This is a genomic window from Nostoc edaphicum CCNP1411 (assembly GCF_014023275.1).
GTDB lineage: Bacteria > Cyanobacteriota > Cyanobacteriia > Cyanobacteriales > Nostocaceae > Nostoc > Nostoc edaphicum_A.
The window spans coordinates 7,599,766-7,614,796 of sequence record NZ_CP054698.1 but is presented as its reverse complement, the minus strand read 5'-3'; the positions used below and the strand labels follow the sequence as shown (position 1 = coordinate 7,614,796).

18 protein-coding genes are annotated in these 15,031 nt (G+C 38.0%); 15 read left to right on the top strand and 3 right to left on the bottom strand.

The annotated features are described in order from the left end of the window. Positions 1-45: 45 nt before the first annotated feature. The 10 genes from HUN01_RS34365 to HUN01_RS35865 all read left to right on the top strand — a co-directional run bounded on the left by HUN01_RS34365 (position 46) and on the right by HUN01_RS35865 (position 9,401). Positions 46-1,650 carry a serine hydrolase domain-containing protein gene (locus HUN01_RS34365; RefSeq protein WP_181929912.1) on the top strand — a complete coding sequence of 535 codons (1,605 nt, stop codon included), beginning with the start codon at positions 46-48 and terminating at the stop codon, positions 1,648-1,650. Between the two features lie 57 nt (positions 1,651-1,707). Then, the gene (locus tag HUN01_RS34360; protein ID WP_181929911.1) at positions 1,708-1,872 is read left to right on the top strand and encodes a hypothetical protein; all 165 of its coding nucleotides are present in this window, start codon (positions 1,708-1,710) and stop codon (positions 1,870-1,872) included. Between the two features lie 130 nt (positions 1,873-2,002). After that, positions 2,003-2,800 (top strand): 2OG-Fe(II)-dependent halogenase WelO5 family protein, encoded by a 798-nt coding sequence (locus tag HUN01_RS34355; RefSeq protein WP_181929910.1) that lies wholly within the window; start codon positions 2,003-2,005, stop codon positions 2,798-2,800. 55 nt (positions 2,801-2,855) lie between these two features. Next, positions 2,856-3,962, top strand: a complete 1,107-nt coding sequence (locus HUN01_RS34350; RefSeq protein ID WP_181929909.1) for a zinc-binding dehydrogenase — start codon at positions 2,856-2,858, stop codon at positions 3,960-3,962. A gap of 39 nt (positions 3,963-4,001) precedes the next feature. Then, positions 4,002-4,838 carry a pyrroline-5-carboxylate reductase gene (gene proC, locus HUN01_RS34345; RefSeq protein WP_181929908.1) on the top strand — a complete coding sequence of 279 codons (837 nt, stop codon included), beginning with the start codon at positions 4,002-4,004 and terminating at the stop codon, positions 4,836-4,838. Between the two features lie 466 nt (positions 4,839-5,304). Next, positions 5,305-5,784 carry a hypothetical protein gene (locus tag HUN01_RS34340; protein WP_181929907.1) on the top strand — a complete coding sequence of 160 codons (480 nt, stop codon included), beginning with the start codon at positions 5,305-5,307 and terminating at the stop codon, positions 5,782-5,784. A 107-nt stretch (positions 5,785-5,891) separates the two neighbouring features. Next, a complete protein-coding gene (locus HUN01_RS34335; protein WP_181929906.1) occupies positions 5,892-6,272 on the top strand; it encodes a DUF423 domain-containing protein in 381 nt (126 codons plus the stop codon). 357 nt (positions 6,273-6,629) lie between these two features. Continuing rightward, complete coding sequence (locus HUN01_RS34330; RefSeq protein ID WP_181929905.1) at positions 6,630-7,520, top strand: phosphate/phosphite/phosphonate ABC transporter substrate-binding protein; 891 nt, start codon at positions 6,630-6,632, stop codon at positions 7,518-7,520. Beyond that, positions 7,480-8,151 carry a hypothetical protein gene (locus HUN01_RS35870; protein WP_238846440.1) on the top strand — a complete coding sequence of 224 codons (672 nt, stop codon included), beginning with the start codon at positions 7,480-7,482 and terminating at the stop codon, positions 8,149-8,151. Before HUN01_RS34330 ends, HUN01_RS35870 begins: the two co-directional genes overlap by 41 nt. A 95-nt stretch (positions 8,152-8,246) precedes the next feature. Next, entirely contained in the window at positions 8,247-9,401 is a 1,155-nt protein-coding gene (locus tag HUN01_RS35865) for an ATP-binding protein (RefSeq protein WP_238845913.1), read from the top strand. A gap of 91 nt (positions 9,402-9,492) precedes the next feature. On the opposite strand, the gene HUN01_RS34320 is transcribed toward HUN01_RS35865, so the two are convergent. From HUN01_RS34320 to HUN01_RS35860, 3 genes are read right to left on the bottom strand one after another with little or no spacing between them, the layout of a single operon-like run. After that, on the bottom strand, positions 9,493-10,254 hold the full coding sequence (locus HUN01_RS34320; RefSeq protein WP_181929904.1) for a nucleotidyltransferase domain-containing protein: 762 nt from the start codon (positions 10,252-10,254) through the stop codon (positions 9,493-9,495). 40 nt (positions 10,255-10,294) lie between these two features. Further along, positions 10,295-10,483, bottom strand: coding sequence for a DUF6717 family protein (locus HUN01_RS36465; RefSeq protein WP_338044520.1), 189 nt, complete (start codon positions 10,481-10,483; stop codon positions 10,295-10,297). Then, entirely contained in the window at positions 10,438-10,644 is a 207-nt protein-coding gene (locus HUN01_RS35860; protein WP_238845912.1) for a hypothetical protein, read from the bottom strand. The genes HUN01_RS36465 and HUN01_RS35860 overlap by 46 nt, the downstream gene beginning before the upstream one ends. A gap of 271 nt (positions 10,645-10,915) precedes the next feature. Between HUN01_RS35860 and egtC the strand changes: the two genes are divergently transcribed. The 5 genes from egtC (at position 10,916) to HUN01_RS34290 (ending at position 14,943) form a co-directional block, all read left to right on the top strand. Then, positions 10,916-11,704, top strand: a complete 789-nt coding sequence (gene egtC, locus HUN01_RS34310; RefSeq protein WP_181929903.1) for an ergothioneine biosynthesis protein EgtC — start codon at positions 10,916-10,918, stop codon at positions 11,702-11,704. After that, the gene (gene egtB, locus HUN01_RS34305) at positions 11,679-13,004 is read left to right on the top strand and encodes an ergothioneine biosynthesis protein EgtB (protein WP_181929902.1); all 1,326 of its coding nucleotides are present in this window, start codon (positions 11,679-11,681) and stop codon (positions 13,002-13,004) included. The genes egtC and egtB overlap by 26 nt, the downstream gene beginning before the upstream one ends. A gap of 3 nt (positions 13,005-13,007) precedes the next feature. After that, positions 13,008-13,187: a hypothetical protein gene (locus HUN01_RS34300; RefSeq protein ID WP_181929901.1), complete on the top strand. Its 180-nt coding sequence runs from the start codon at positions 13,008-13,010 to the stop codon at positions 13,185-13,187. A 186-nt stretch (positions 13,188-13,373) separates the two neighbouring features. Next, complete coding sequence (gene egtD, locus HUN01_RS34295) at positions 13,374-14,408, top strand: L-histidine N(alpha)-methyltransferase (RefSeq protein WP_181929900.1); 1,035 nt, start codon at positions 13,374-13,376, stop codon at positions 14,406-14,408. A 340-nt stretch (positions 14,409-14,748) separates the two neighbouring features. Next, positions 14,749-14,943, top strand: coding sequence for a hypothetical protein (locus HUN01_RS34290; RefSeq protein WP_181929899.1), 195 nt, complete (start codon positions 14,749-14,751; stop codon positions 14,941-14,943). Positions 14,944-15,031 lie beyond the last annotated feature (88 nt).

Below are 15,031 nucleotides of genomic sequence, written 5' to 3'. Positions count from 1 at the left end.
ATGACAAATTTTCCATGCTAAAAACAACCCAGTGGCAAAAAAGTAATGTTGCTAATTACCAAAGTCGATGAATTATTCGTCCGGTGGGATAAACCTAATTCCCCTGGCTGTGCTATTGCTGTTATTCAGAATGAGGAGATAGTTTACCAACGCGGTTATGGTATGGCTAACTTGGAATACAACATTCCCATAACCTCTAATTCTGTCTTTGATATTGCTTCTAACTCCAAGCAATTTACAGCAATGTGTATCGTCTTACTAGCCAGACAAAAATTGCTTGACTTAGATGATGAATTACAAAAATATATTCCAGAAATTCCTCAATATAGTCACCCTATTACTATCCGCTATTTAATCGAACACACCAGTGGTTTGCGTGACTATTTACATTTAATGTTATTTGCTGGGATGAGGTTTGAAAATAAGTATTCAAACGAAGAAATTATTGCCTTAATTGCTCGGCAAAAAAGCTTAAATTTCGAGCCTGGAACTGAGCAATTATACTGTAATTCTAGCTACATTTTACTAGCAGAAATTGTGAGACGCATCTCTGGCAAATCTTTACGTGTATTTGCCCAAGAGCATATTTTTGCCCCGCTAGGAATGAATAATACCCATTTTCACGATAACTTCAGAGAAATCGTGAAAAATAGAGCCAATGGATACGCTCCAAAAGATGGAGGGGGTTTCCAGATCGATATGTCTTTTCACGATTTCTGTGGAGACGGACAGCTTTACACAACGATTGAAGATTTACTACTTTGGGATCGAAATTTCTATCACAATATCCTAGGTGGATATGGACAAGATTTAATTGAAGAGGTAACTACTCCACGCAAACTCAATAATGGCGAAATTATATCAGGTGCATTTGGGTTGCAGATTGGCGATCGCGGCGGCTTAAAAACAATTAGTCACGGAGGCTCTTGGACGGGTTATCAGAGTAATTTTATTCGATTTCCCGAACGCCAGTTTTCTGTTATCTGTCTGGCTAATTTAAGTACGCTTAACGCGACTAAATTAGCTTTTCAAGTTGCTGATATATATTTAGAAAATGATTATATTGAAAATATCGATAAACCTATTTCGCGTTCTATTAGCTCTATTAATTTACCTGTAGTGGAGCTACAACTCAAAGTTGGATTTTATCATAACCCCACGATTGGAAGCATATTGGAGTTAGAGATAAAAGATGAAAAATTAATGGCTAAACTAGCATCGATGTATTTTCAACTTATTCCAATTGATACCAATCATTTTCAATCTGTCGATAATGAAATTGACTATGATATTGAGTTTTCTGAAGATATTACTCGCATGATAGTAAAATTAGATCCTGGTAATGGTATTAAAACCTACACATTTGAAAAAATACTAGATTCTCCAAAAAATATATTAGTCGATTATCCTGGTACTTATTATTCTGCTGAATTAGAGTGCGGTTTTAAAATAAATCTAGTAGATAATAAATTATATTATAAGAGCAAAAGCTATCCACCATCTCATCTCATAGTTGCTGGACAAAATGTGTTTATTAGATATCTTACATATATAGATAAGTTTGAATTGGTGCGAGATCGGGAAGGTCGAGTTATCGGTTTATATCGTTGTTGTGACAGGGTACGAAGACTGTATTTTAGCAAACAGTAAATAATCAAGAGCAGTAAGAAGCCATTCTCAAAGCTATTTATGGAGAACGTAGTAAAAATGAAAGACTTAGTTGCTTATATAGTGATGTTAGGCTTATTCGCACCAGAACAATTTTTGTCTCACTTACAAAAAAGTTTGCCTAGCGAATTGATAGCCAAAAATATGGTGTTAGGACTACTTGGTATTCTCAAATTCAGTGGGGCTTATGTACCAGTTGACTAAGAGTATTCTCAAGACTGCTTGAGCGTTGAAATTTTGCACTTAGCACAAGCAAACATAGCATTGCTGAATATGAATATGAATTGAGTTTGACTAAAGCTGAAGTTGAAATTTAAATGTAAGGAATTGTTTTATGACTGCTACTTCTAACCAGATTAAATCCAAGGTTTGGAACAAAAAGCAAGAGTATCCCTTAACTACAGAGTCTTTAAGAATGCTGTTTGAAAACCGAATTCCTTTAATTCGGCTAAAAGAATTTGCTACACCCCAAGAGTGTGAGATGTTAGTCAATCAAGCTGAATTATTCAACTTTGATTGCTATCAAAATGTGAATCCCAAGATTGAGCGAATTGGTATCACAGTCTTTGAATATAATCGCATTAGTAAAGCAGCTTATTTTCAAGCAGTAGAACGCACAACTAAATTAAGAGACTGCATTATGGCAGCCTCTTTTAATCCATTAGAACGCTTAATGGTGAAAATTCGAGAGTGTACAGGCGCGACTGTACGAATTGCTTCGGAACCACTCTATGGTAGTTATTATGCAGGACTGATCAGAAAAATAGAGCAGGGTACTCAACTTCATATTGATTATGCTCCGTTAGAACAATCAAAATGGGAAATTGGTACAGTTATTTATCAACTTTCTTGGAATTTGTACTTGAAATTTTCTCCAAACAATCATGGTCAAACACGCATTTACGATCGCCAGTGGCAACCAGGAGATGACCAATATAAACTCGATTCCTACGGTTATGGTGATACAGTAATTGCAGATGCAGACGCGATCGCCTTCCAACCTTATGTGGGAGATGTGTTCATTTTCAATACACGCAACTTTCACATTGTTGAGCCGATGGATGGACAACGTGTGACTTTCACCTCTGCGATCGGATTACTACCTAACGGTGAAATTATTTTGTGGTCTTGAAGCTGATAAGTAGGAAGTAGGAAGCAATTTGGTAAACATAGTGAGGAAGTGATTCATGCCCTTAGCAGCTGTGATGACTGCACCTAATCAACCAGTTGAAGTCCAACAATTAGCAGAGCCGATTCTGGAAAAGGGTGGAATCATTCTTGAAACCTTATATAGTGAGGTTTGTGGAACTGATGTACATTTACTACATGGGCGTTTAGAGGGAGTACCATATCCCATCATCCCTGGACACTTCTCAGTTGGTCGTGTGGTGGAAACAGGTGGAGCAGTTAGTGATGTCAATGGTAAATTAATTCAGCCTGGAGCGATCGCAACTTTTCTAGATGTCCATGAAACTTGTTACAACTGCTGGTATTGTCTAGTAGCCAAAGCATCCACTCGCTGTCCACAACGCAAAGTTTATGGTGTCACCTACTCAGCGAATGATGGTTTGCTGGGTGGTTGGTCTGAATTGATTTACCTCAAACCAGGGGTTAAAGTTCTAACTTTACCTGAAGAAGTATCACCAAAGCAATTCATTGCTGGGGGATGTGCTTTGCCAACTGCACTACACGCTATTGATCGAGCGCAGATTCAAATTGGTGATGTTGTCGTGGTGCAGGGTTGCGGGCCTGTGGGTTTGAGTGTGGCAATTCTAGCTTTGCTCTCAGGTGCAGGCAAAGTAATTGTAATTGATAAATTTGAGAGCCGATTAGTAGTTGCAAAATCCTTCGGTGTAGATGAAACCCTTGCAATTAAGGCTAACGATCCGCGACAACATATTGAGCGAGTTTTGGAATTGACAAACGGACACGGTGCTGATGTCACTATTGAAGCCACAGGTATTCCCATTGCTGTCAAAGAGGGCTTGAATATGACGAGAAATGGAGGTCGCTATGTGATTGTTGGGCATTACACCAACACGGGTGAAATTCTCATCAATCCACACTTGGAAATTAACCTAAAACATATTGATATTCGCGGAACTTGGGGAATTGATTTCAGCCATTTTTACAGAATGATTGAATTACTAAAACGTCATAGTGATTCCAGCAAAAATATTGCTTGGTCAAGCATAATTAGTCGTTCATATACACTACAAGAAATTAATCAAGCGCTGGCAGATGTAGAGCAAGGCTCTGTATTAAAAGCTGTGATTCAACCTAATCTATCTTGATGCCAAGATATCAAATGACTTAGATAATAGGGAGAAGAGATGCTCGAAAATTTACAAATTGCCTTTATCGGCGGTGGCACGATGGGCGAAATGATAATTAGTAGATTGTTATCAACGAAAATTGTTCAAAAAGCCGATCTAATTATAGTCAGCGATCCAGTTTCTGCGAGATGCCTTCATTTAGAAAGGGAATATGGAGTACGTACTACAACCTCCAACATAGAAGCGGTTCTTGGCACATCTATTGTGATATTGGCGGTGAAGCCGCAGGTTTTGGCAGAGGTTCTGGGTATGCTTAAGGATAAAATTCCACCTAATACTTTAGTAATTAGTATTGTGAGTGGAGCGAGTATTTCATCTCTGTGCCAAGGGTTGAATCATCCTGCTGTTGTCCGTACAATGCCCAATATTGCAGTACAAGTTGGTCATGGGACTACAGTGTGGAGTGCATCATCAAGTGTGACAGAGATACAGCGATCGCATACTCAAGTAATTTTACAAGCGTTGGGCAAAGAATTTGTTACCCAAAATGAACATTACCTTGATATGGCAACGGCGTTGAGTAGCGCAGGGACTGGATTTATATTTCTGTACATAGAGGCGATGATTGATGCTGGGGTTCAGATGGGTTTAACTCGGACACAAGCCCAAGAACTAACATTGCATACGATTGCTGGCAGTGTAGAACTGATGTTTCAGACTGATGAACATCCAGCAGTCTTACGAAACAAGGTAACGAGTCCTGGGGGAGTGACTGCTGTTGGCCTTTACGAGTTAGAAAAAGGTGGTATGCGAACTCTCATCTCTAATGCGGTGCTTGCTGCTTTGAGTCGCACTCAACAATTAGGTAATATAGGAATCCGCTTTGATTTATGAAATTATTTGCGTGGTGCGCGTTCGCGTTCGCGGAGCGTGTCGCAGACAAGCGCAGCGCAAGCGCGATAGGTAGGCAATAGTCAAGAAGGCTTCTTAGTTGTACTGAGTTTTTTCAGAAATCAAATATGATTCCTATATGCTAAGGCATTCAATAATGGCATTAGCGATCGCATAGAGAATTTCACCTAAAGTTGCATATCCGTGTTCTTGTAAATCGCAAGGCACAAAGACAAATTCATCTTGAGATACAAAGAGGGGAATATGTTTGAGTACAGAAGATTTATTTATATTACATGATTACTGGTGTAATTTGTACGCGCTTAATTATGCTTGTTTTTTCAAGCTAGGTACGACAAGAAGTTCGGTACAATTACTAAAAACTGTCCAGGGGAGTAGATTGATATGTTGGAACCTCTGCAAAAGTAAGGTTAGAATCTCTAACAAAGTTCAAATCTGAAGTGGAACTATGAAAACTGCTGAAAAATTGGCTGCCGGTTGGCTACTGACACTCGGATTCATGTTTTTAACGCTCTCAGCATCAGCAGCACTAGAAAAATTTGCTACACGTAAAGTGTACATACCAGTAAAAGATGCGTATGATTTTCCCGCACCAAATCCTACTCCTGAAGAGGATAATACTGCTGTCGGTGGTTTAATTTTTGGTGTCCCTAGCCTCACATTGGGGGCATGGTTAGCATTGGGATTGTATCGTCAAAGTCGGCAGGAGAAAAAGGCACTTAATCAACAACGTAGCGATCGCTTGCAATCGATTTTTTATGAGATGCTACAAGAAAATCATGGGCGCGTAACTGTTTTAGGCTTTGCCATACAGTCACAAATACCCGCAGCTAACGCCAGACAATATTTAGATGAAAAAGCTAAAGAATTCAATGCAAATTTTAAGGTGAATGAAGAAGGGGCTGTATCATATCATTTTGATGTCTAATTGTCATTAGTCATTTGTCCTTTGTTCTTTGTTCCTTGTCCCTTGTTATTAACTAATGACCAATGACTAATGACTAATGACTAATAATAAACTTACGGCTAGGTGTAATGACGCAGATTTTTTTGAGCGTAGCTGCCATTTTAGGCGGTTTGTCAGTTGCTGCTGGTGCTTTTGCTTCCCATGCTTTGCGGGAAAAAATTAGTGAGCGATCGCTAGAAATTTTTGAAACTGGTGCTCATTATCAAATGTATCATGCTCTGGCACTTTTCTTAGTAGCAATCCTAATTAGTCGTAGCGAGTCCCCTCAACCCACTCTCATCGCCAGTGCTTGGCTGTTTATCATAGGTATAACTCTTTTCTCAGGTAGCTTGTATGCCCTTAGCTTAACCGGTATTAAATCTTTAGGAGCGATCGCACCACTAGGCGGTGCAGCCTTTCTTGCCGGTTGGGGTGCTTTAGCTTTTGCTGCTTGGAATTTGAAGTTGTAAAAAAGTTAGGAGTTAGAGTTAAAAATTCTTAACTCCTAACTCCATTTATTAGAGCTTAAATTTCCTCTTTTTCATAACATATCTTATATGAATCGAACATATACAAGCTTTTATAAAAGCTATATAAGCAAGTTTACTTTATGTGCAAAATAAAATTATAGCTAGCGATATTTAATCGTTAGGTATTTGTTCTAAAGTGAAACGCACCCAATATTTTAAAACAAACAGGATTGCCAAATTTATAAAACTTATTTCCGTAATATTACAGAAGTCATGAATACAAAAAAGCAATAAACTGCACAAGTAGATTACTAAATAGCAGTTAAGAATTTTACATTTGTAATATTATTTAGACCTATGAAACGGCGCAACCTGCTTTGGTATTCGCTACTGTTTGCTGCTGGCTGCACAACAGGAGTCAATTCTACTAATAATAGTTCAGATCAGACAGAAATAACTGCACCAAAAAATATCAAATTTGCAGTTACAGATATTACTGGAATTGAAGATTTACAACAAGATTATGGAGCTTTTCGCACTACATTAGAAGACATACTAGACATAAAAGTTGAGTTTTTTCCTGTAGAAAATCCTACAGCGGCAGCACCAGCACTGTTATCGAGAGAAGTGGATATTGTATTTGCAGGGCCTTCAGAATACTTGATTTTGAATGCTAGGGCAAAGGCTATTCCTATAATTGCCATTGAGCGCACGAATTACCATTCCATTATTGTAGTTCGTGTAGATAGCAAAATTAAATTATTATCTCAATTGAAAGGCAAAACAATTGCCATGCGAAAAATTGGCTCAACCTCTGGACATATTGCTCCCACAAAGCTATTAATAGATGCTGGATTAGATCCAAAAACTGACTTCAAAGTTGTCATGTTAGACGATAAGGGAGTAGAAGCCTTAAAAAAAGGTGAGGTAGATGCTTGGGCGACTGCATCTGACAGATACAAAAATATTCTGGAATCTGAGGGCTTACTTGAAAAAGATTTTTCTATAATATTTAAAGGCCCATTACTGCCTAATGATGTATTTGTTGCTAGTAACCAATTAGCACCTAACTTTATAGCAGATATACGCTCGCGCATGATTCAACATCAAGATAAACTAATTCAAAGTTTGTTAACTTCTAAAGCACTTCAAAGATATAAAGGAAGTAAACTAATTGCGGCAAATGATGCCGACTATAATATGATTCGTGAAGTTTATCAAAAAATCGGACAAGGAAAGTTTTTATAATAGTATAGTCGATAAACTAATGATAGTTAATGTAAAAAGCTATTTAAAAATAATTTTGAGCTTGCTTGGTCATTTAAGCGATAACTGGAGCATTTCTAAAAAAATTAGTTATGGCTACACTGTAGCAATTAGTATTGCTTTCATAGGGGCAACAAGTGGTTTGTTAATTGCATACCGCTATGAAACACTTGCCCAAGAACAGTTGAATTTATCTTATCAAAAACAATCACTATTAAAAAATTTAGAAAATACAATAACTAGAGTGAGACTACATCCACAAAAATTAGTTACTGTACTAGAAGATTCTATTTGGCTAGAATTTGAAAAAAATAAATTCATTGATGAAATTAATCAGGTTAATCAGGACTTATCGGAACTAGAAATATTTATAAATAATCATCCTGATAAACTAACAAAAAATAATATAGATAATATAGATTTATTGAATTTATTGAAAAGTTATCAAAAGAATACACAAATATATACTCAAACAGTAAAATTGTTTTGGCAGCAGATTGAAAAAAATCAATTATCCACAAAGGAAGCAAAAGCTAACCAGGAACAGCTATTGTTTTTTTTAATCGAGAAGCTAATCTTTCAGTTGAGTTTGAGAAGCTTTCAGACGAATTAATTCTGATTATAGGACATGCTGAAATTCAAAAAAAGCAAGCAAATGCTAGTTTTAAGAGTGCCCAACAATTGCGAGTTCAAGTTATTATTGGAAGTATGCTGCTATCAGCTGCGATCGCAGCTATACTAGCAGTATATACCAGTCAGTTAATTGCACGTCCCCTACAAATAGTTACTAGCGTTGCCAGAAAAATTACGCAAGAGTCGAATTTTACACTGAGAGCTAATATTACAAGCAATGATGAAGTAGGAACATTAGCTACTTCTCTTAATCAATTAGTGGAATGGGTGGGAGATTACACCCAAGAACTAAAGCTAGCTCACCAAAGTTTAGAGCAACGCGTAGAAGAACGAACCCAAGAACTAGAACTAGCTCGTCAAACTTTAGAGCAACGTGTAGAAGAACGAACCCAAGAACTTCAAAGAACTCTGCAAGACTTAAAAGAGGCTCAGGGGCAATTAATTCAAACAGAAAAAATGTCTTCTCTTGGGCAGATGGTAGCAGGTATAGCTCATGAAATTAATAATCCTGTTAACTTTATCTATGGGAATATTGAATGCGCTAGTGACTATACTCAAGATTTGCTGAATCTAGTGACTTTATACCAGAAACAATACCCAAATCCTATTCATTTAATAGAAGAAAACATTGAAAAAATTGATTTAAATTTTATTCATAAAGATTTGCCTAACCTACTTTGTTCTATGAAAATTGGTGCTCAACGTATTCGAGAAATTGTGTTATCTTTGCGGAATTTTTCTCGATTAGATGAAGCTGAAATGAAAGAGGTAGATATTCATGAAGGTCTTGAAAATACTCTGTTAATTCTGAATCACAGACTTCAACAAGAAATTGAAGTAGTTAAAAAATATGGAAATTTACCCTTAATTGAGTGTTATCCATCACAACTCAATCAGGTGTTTATGAATATTTTGAGTAATGCGATAGATGCTCTGCTAGAGCAAAAAGCTCATTCAGTTAAAAGTCAAAAAAATATTATTATAAGCACATTAAATATAGATAATATTTATATCAAAGTAGGGATCAGAGATAACGGCTCTGGAATTTTACCAGAGATTAAAAATAAACTGTTTGATCCTTTTTTCACAACTAAGCCAGTGGGTAAAGGTACTGGATTAGGCTTAAGTATTTGTTATCAGATAATTGATAAACACAAAGGTAAAATAGAAGTAATTTCAGAATTAGAAGAAGGAACAGAGTTTGCAATCATTTTACCTATTAAAACATAAATAAATTAGTACCATTATCTACAAGTAATACATAATTTAAATTTACTAAAATTATGTATTTTAAAACAATCATGAGCGAGAAGTGATGAACTCATGATTCATAGCTTCTTGTTCTCAGGCGTACCAACAAATTATGCAAAGCCACATTTGCTGAAGGTGCTTCAGGTAATGGGCTAGATTCATACGCCTCCTGCAACTTATTACGCAGACGTTCATATTCTCTTTGATAAAAATCTATATTAAAATCTGACAAAACAGACCTTTCTGTACCTGCTAACTTTTGGGCGATTAAATCAGGAATATATGGTAAATCAAAAACCTCATTGAGATTAATTAAATTAGCTTCGACTATCCCTGTTTGCATCAGATAAATCCCAGCTAACAGGACTCGATAAACATAAAGTAATGGCTTAATTCTATATACATCTTCTTTCTCAAAAAGTTTCCATTGTGTCGTAGCAAAACCAATATAATGGTAGCTATGATGACGGGTAATGCAATTTTTGGCAATAACTTTCAATTCATCATGTTCGGGTGAAGTTGTTAATATTAAGGGTGAGTACAGTTGTTCTAACACATAGCCATTCTTTTTAAGTAGCATCAAAAATAACTTTTTGACATCATGAGTGACTAAATCAATTTCCAAAGATTCACGAACTTCTGAAACTTCAATAGTTTCATTCCCCGTCTCTAATCCCACCACTTCTGTAACTGGTAAAATATGCACACCACGCAAGTCATAATCAGAATCAGCTGACGGAAAGCCATATAAGTGGGAACCACTGATAGTTGCAAATAAAAGCGGGTAAGGCTGTTGTCTAATAATTGTTATAATAGGGTTTGGAATCTTCATGATATTTTCTTATGTTAAATTATAACTTTTGAGATATTGTCTAGAAATAAAGGCTTTCAGCTTTACAATATATTCTATTTGGCGGTTCACTGAAGTATTTGAACAAAGCTGGACATAGCCAACCTTCCAATTTATTTTTATCCCAGTAATACCAATGACCGTTATATTCTGCTCTTAACCAAATTAGTTCAGCTTGATAACCAGGAAAAGGATTTGCAGAAAATAACAATTTAAAGCCTTCATCAACACTAGCAATACATCAACCAAAATATCAATCATTTCGGGTATACCACTGACAAATGGTTCTTGGATTAGTTCCATTCGCTCATCATCAAATACCCATGTTTGATTATGTCTATATGGGAAAATTACCATTATTGAGTTAGACATCAGTCATTGTTTTTTGATTTTTGATTATTGGTAATTAATCTTGATTATTTGTCTATTTTGTTGAACATTACTCCTGAAGTTCAAAATTACGGCAAAATAATACAAGTTTGAATAAAACATTAGTAAGCTAAATGTTTTGTGTAGTGAGGAGGTCAATAGGGTGATATGAGGTAGCACTCGTTAACAAGGATAGTGCAAAATTATCCAAAAGTCAGCTAATTCTCAGTGAAAAGCTTACTCCATACAGCTATTGGGAGCAAATACTTTAATCATGTGCCGTTTACTTGCTTACCTCGGTTCGCCTGTTTCTTTAGAATATCTTCTGTATAAACCAGAACACTCACTGGTAGTCCAGAGTTATCAACCCCGCGAAATGACCTCTGGGGTAGTAAATGCAGATGGCTTTGGTGTGGGTTGGTATCATAGTCAAAAAGATACTGACCCTTTTATCTACAAAAATACCCTGCCTATTTGGAATGATATAAACTTACCCAGTCTCAGCCGTTACGTTGAATCTAAATGTATACTTGCTTATGTCCGTAGTGCTACACCAGGCCAAGCTGTAGATTTTGCTAATTGTCAGCCCTTTAACCATCAACAACAACTCTTTATTCACAATGGACGAATTGAAAATTTCCACAAAACATTACACAGAAAAATCCGCAGCACTTTAACCCAAGAATTTTACGAAAAAATTAATGGCAGTACTGACTCGGAACACATTTTTGCCTTATTACTTTCACAAAGTCAAATCAATAAACATCGACCTCCAGAATATGCTTTACGTAATACATTATTAACGCTTTTAGAGATGGCAAAACGCTATCAAGTAGAAGCCTCACTCAACGTAGTTTTTAGTGACGGACATCGCCTGATAGCTTCTCGTTTTGCTACCAATTCACCAGTTCCATCTCTTTACTGGATAAGAGATGATCCGACTTTTCCAAAATCTGTAATTATTGCATCCGAACCTCTATTTATAGGTAATTGGATTGCTTGCCCAGAAAATAGCATTATTAGTGTGGGAGCAGACTGTGAGATCCAACTTGAGCAAATCTAGTGTGAAAGAGGTTATTTTTCAAGCCTTTTATGAATGTCGTCTGCAAACTTTTGCACTGTTCCAGGATATGGACGAAGCCACATTCTGTAGTCAGCCTCATCCTGACTTTAGCCCTGTTGGCTGGCACTTGGGGCATATTGCCTATATCGAGTCTTTATGGTTGCTAGAGCGCAGTGCAGGTAGCCCTTGTTTGTTTCCGCAATACCGTAAGCTATTTGCGGCTGATGGTTTACCCAAATCAGAACGTGTTCATTTACCAAACTTAGAGGAAATTCGTTATTACCTAGACACAGTTAGAGAAAAAGTTCTCGAATACTTAGAAGTAGCTGACATTGAGCAGCAAGAACGTCTATGGCACTTTTTGATTCAGCACGAAAGTCAGCACTGTGAAATTATTAGTTTTGTCTTGGAATTAAACAAGAGACAGGATGCAGAAGTTGTTGCCCTCCACATCCCCACATCCTGCACTCCTTTTACCGAAATGATTCAAATCCCAGCAGGTGAATTTGAACAGGGAAGCGACTCAATTGATGCACTAGATAACGAGCGCCCCGCCCATCGTGTGTATTTGGATACATATCTGATTGACCGCTATCCTGTTACTTGTGGACAGTATCGTGAATTCATCAAGGCGGGAGGCTACCAAAATCCTCAATGGTGGTCAGAAGACGGATGGCAATGGTTACAAGTTGAGTCAGTGATTCAACCACTTTACTGGTGCAGCGATGCCTACAGCAGCAAGCTACGGAGTTATGATAATCACCCGGTTTGCGGTGTTAGCTGGTATGAGGCCGAGGCTTACTCCCGATTTGTGGGTAAGCGGCTACCTACAGAAGCCGAATGGGAAAAAGCAGTCAGTTGGGATGCACAGACTAATAGTCGCTGCACCTATCCTTGGGGAGATGAAAAACCAACCGCCCAACATTGTAACTGCGTAGGCGTAGCCCGTGGTAGACATCGCCTAATTGGTAAGACAACAGCAGTAAATGCCCACCCTGCTGGGCAAAGTACCTATGGTTTGTACGATACTCTCGGCAATGTCTGGGAGTGGACAGATTCCTGGTTTGATGGCTACAACGGTTTCCAAAGTTACCCTTACACAGGTTACTCGCAAGTTTATTTTGACCACCAACACCGTGTTTTAAAAGGCGGTAGTTGGGCAACTCGTTCTTGGGCACTGCGTTCTAGTTTTCGCAATTGGTATCATCCCGGTGTACGCCAACTTTTCGCAGGGTTTCGCTGTGCTGCTGATGAAAAACTCCACCCACATGGGGATGGAGTTTTTGGGCATGGGGAATAGGGCATGGGGCATGGGGAAGAGTCACCAATGCCCAATGCCCAATGCCCAATGCCCAATGCCCAATGCCCAATGCCCAATGCCCAATGCCCAATGCCCAATGCCCAATGCCCCAAGTCGGCGGGTGGCTATCCCTCTCCATGCCACTTGCGGGATGGAGTTTCCCGCCGACTTTCGATGAAGTAACGGGTTAGTAATAGCACTTAAACGCTTACTTGCTGTCATTTTAATGGGAAAATCGCTACAAATAGCATTAATGCTTGAGCAATATTGCTCAAGCATGATTTTATTAGCTATGACAATGTGTTTCACTGATTGGGGTAAAGGTCTGCCATAAAAGGTAACTTATTACGCCAAGCATACGGAGGTTTAATGTCGATATCTAAAGCTGTTAACAGCAAGGTTACTTCTCAAAGCAGCGTTGAAAAACGCTTGCAGATAGAACGTTTGGTAGAAGCAACTCAAATAGTTGCACCTAGTGCTGGGAGTGATGTGGTTAAGGGATTAACTCAAACACCTAAATCTCTACCCCCCTGTTACTTTTATGACGACCGTGGTTCTGATCTGTTTGAGCAAATCTGTTATTTGCCAGAATATTATCTTACACGCACAGAAACAACGATCTTACAGCATTTTGCTAGTGAAATTGCCCAGATAACTGGCCCTTGTGAATTGGTAGAACTTGGCAGTGGCAGTTCTAACAAAACCCGCATTTTACTAGATGCCTACCAACGGCTAGGCTATCCCCTGCACTACCTACCAATTGATGTGTGTGCAGGTATGTTGGAAAGTAGTGCCAAGCAGTTATTAGAAGATTATCCCTTACTGCAAGTCTATGCCCTGGCAGGAACCTATGAATTAGCCCTTGCAAAACTCCTACCGACGCAATTACCCAGTCGGATGATTTGTTTTATTGGTAGCACTTTAGGTAATCTTACGCCTGATGAGTGTGATGTATTTTTCTCTCAAATTACCAATGCTCTACAAGTAGGTGAGTATTTATTATTGGGGATAGATTTACGAAAGCCGAAACAGATTTTGGAACCAGCTTATAACGACAGCCAAGGAGTAACGGCAGCTTTTAACCTTAATATGCTGGAGCATTTAAATCAGCGGTTTGAGGGTAATTTCGACACCATGCAGTTTGAACACTGGGCGTTTTACAATGAAAACGAGCATCAAATAGAAATGCATTTACGCAGCTTGCGATCGCAAATTGTAGAATTACGCGCTCTTAACCTCAAGGTTAATTTTGCCCTAGATGAGACTATCCTCACCGAAATTTCTCGCAAATTTGACCTTAATACTATCAAACAGCAACTTACCGCACAGGGTTTATTACCTCTTCATGTGTGGACAGATCCAAATCAATGGTTTGGTTTACTGCTCTGTCAACTGCAAGCATAAACAAAATCAGGTATGTCTCACATAATATAGCGGTTCTCTGTTGAGTCCAATCTAGACCTAACAAAAACAGCACCTTCCCTACAAGTGTTGGGAAGTAATACTCCAAACCTCTCTTCTTTGAGGAAAAAGGTTTGGAGAAAGGTCAAATTACATTGGATAAAAACGAAAACTGCTATAAATGATGATATTCGTCCTACCCCTGTGAGAGATTCTAATTTTTCTCTCTCGCGGGGGTAGTATTTTTACTAAGTAATGTTGTACATTGTGTATAAATGCAGATATCTATCAGCGCAAGAAGTAAACTAAATGTTTAGCCACTAATTATTGCTGCATTGAAGGTGTGCGAAAGATTCTGCTGAATATAGGAACCCTTGGTTCAGGCTTAGTTGAAGTTATATTTGTATTAGCAGTAGAAGAATTATCAGCTGCCTCAGAGAGGATAGGTGGTTTGCTATTAGTAGAATTAGCAAAATCACTCAATTGGATAACTGAAGATGAATTTGAAGATACGGAAGTAGTATTATCAGTATTTTGACTGTTGGGCTTGACCGGAGTTTGAGCTTGAGATGGAGTAACCATGAAAGTCGAACTTGTTCCTAATACCAGTATGAGCAAATGAAAAA

Coding starts and splice junctions, on each gene's coding strand:
- HUN01_RS34330 (WP_181929905.1), top strand. CDS start 6,630: ATGAAACGGCGCAACCTGCTTTGGTATTCGCTACTGTTTGCTGCTGGC.
- HUN01_RS35860 (WP_238845912.1), bottom strand. CDS start 10,644: ATGTCTAACTCAATAATGGTAATTTTCCCATATAGACATAATCAAACA.
- egtD (WP_181929900.1), top strand. CDS start 13,374: ATGTCGATATCTAAAGCTGTTAACAGCAAGGTTACTTCTCAAAGCAGC.
- HUN01_RS35865 (WP_238845913.1), top strand. CDS start 8,247: ATGCTGCTATCAGCTGCGATCGCAGCTATACTAGCAGTATATACCAGT.
- HUN01_RS34355 (WP_181929910.1), top strand. CDS start 2,003: ATGACTGCTACTTCTAACCAGATTAAATCCAAGGTTTGGAACAAAAAG.
- egtC (WP_181929903.1), top strand. CDS start 10,916: ATGTGCCGTTTACTTGCTTACCTCGGTTCGCCTGTTTCTTTAGAATAT.
- HUN01_RS34350 (WP_181929909.1), top strand. CDS start 2,856: ATGCCCTTAGCAGCTGTGATGACTGCACCTAATCAACCAGTTGAAGTC.
- HUN01_RS34320 (WP_181929904.1), bottom strand. CDS start 10,254: ATGAAGATTCCAAACCCTATTATAACAATTATTAGACAACAGCCTTAC.
- HUN01_RS34300 (WP_181929901.1), top strand. CDS start 13,008: ATGGGGCATGGGGAAGAGTCACCAATGCCCAATGCCCAATGCCCAATG.
- HUN01_RS34335 (WP_181929906.1), top strand. CDS start 5,892: ATGACGCAGATTTTTTTGAGCGTAGCTGCCATTTTAGGCGGTTTGTCA.
- proC (WP_181929908.1), top strand. CDS start 4,002: ATGCTCGAAAATTTACAAATTGCCTTTATCGGCGGTGGCACGATGGGC.
- HUN01_RS34340 (WP_181929907.1), top strand. CDS start 5,305: ATGAAAACTGCTGAAAAATTGGCTGCCGGTTGGCTACTGACACTCGGA.
- HUN01_RS34360 (WP_181929911.1), top strand. CDS start 1,708: ATGAAAGACTTAGTTGCTTATATAGTGATGTTAGGCTTATTCGCACCA.
- HUN01_RS34365 (WP_181929912.1), top strand. CDS start 46: ATGTTGCTAATTACCAAAGTCGATGAATTATTCGTCCGGTGGGATAAA.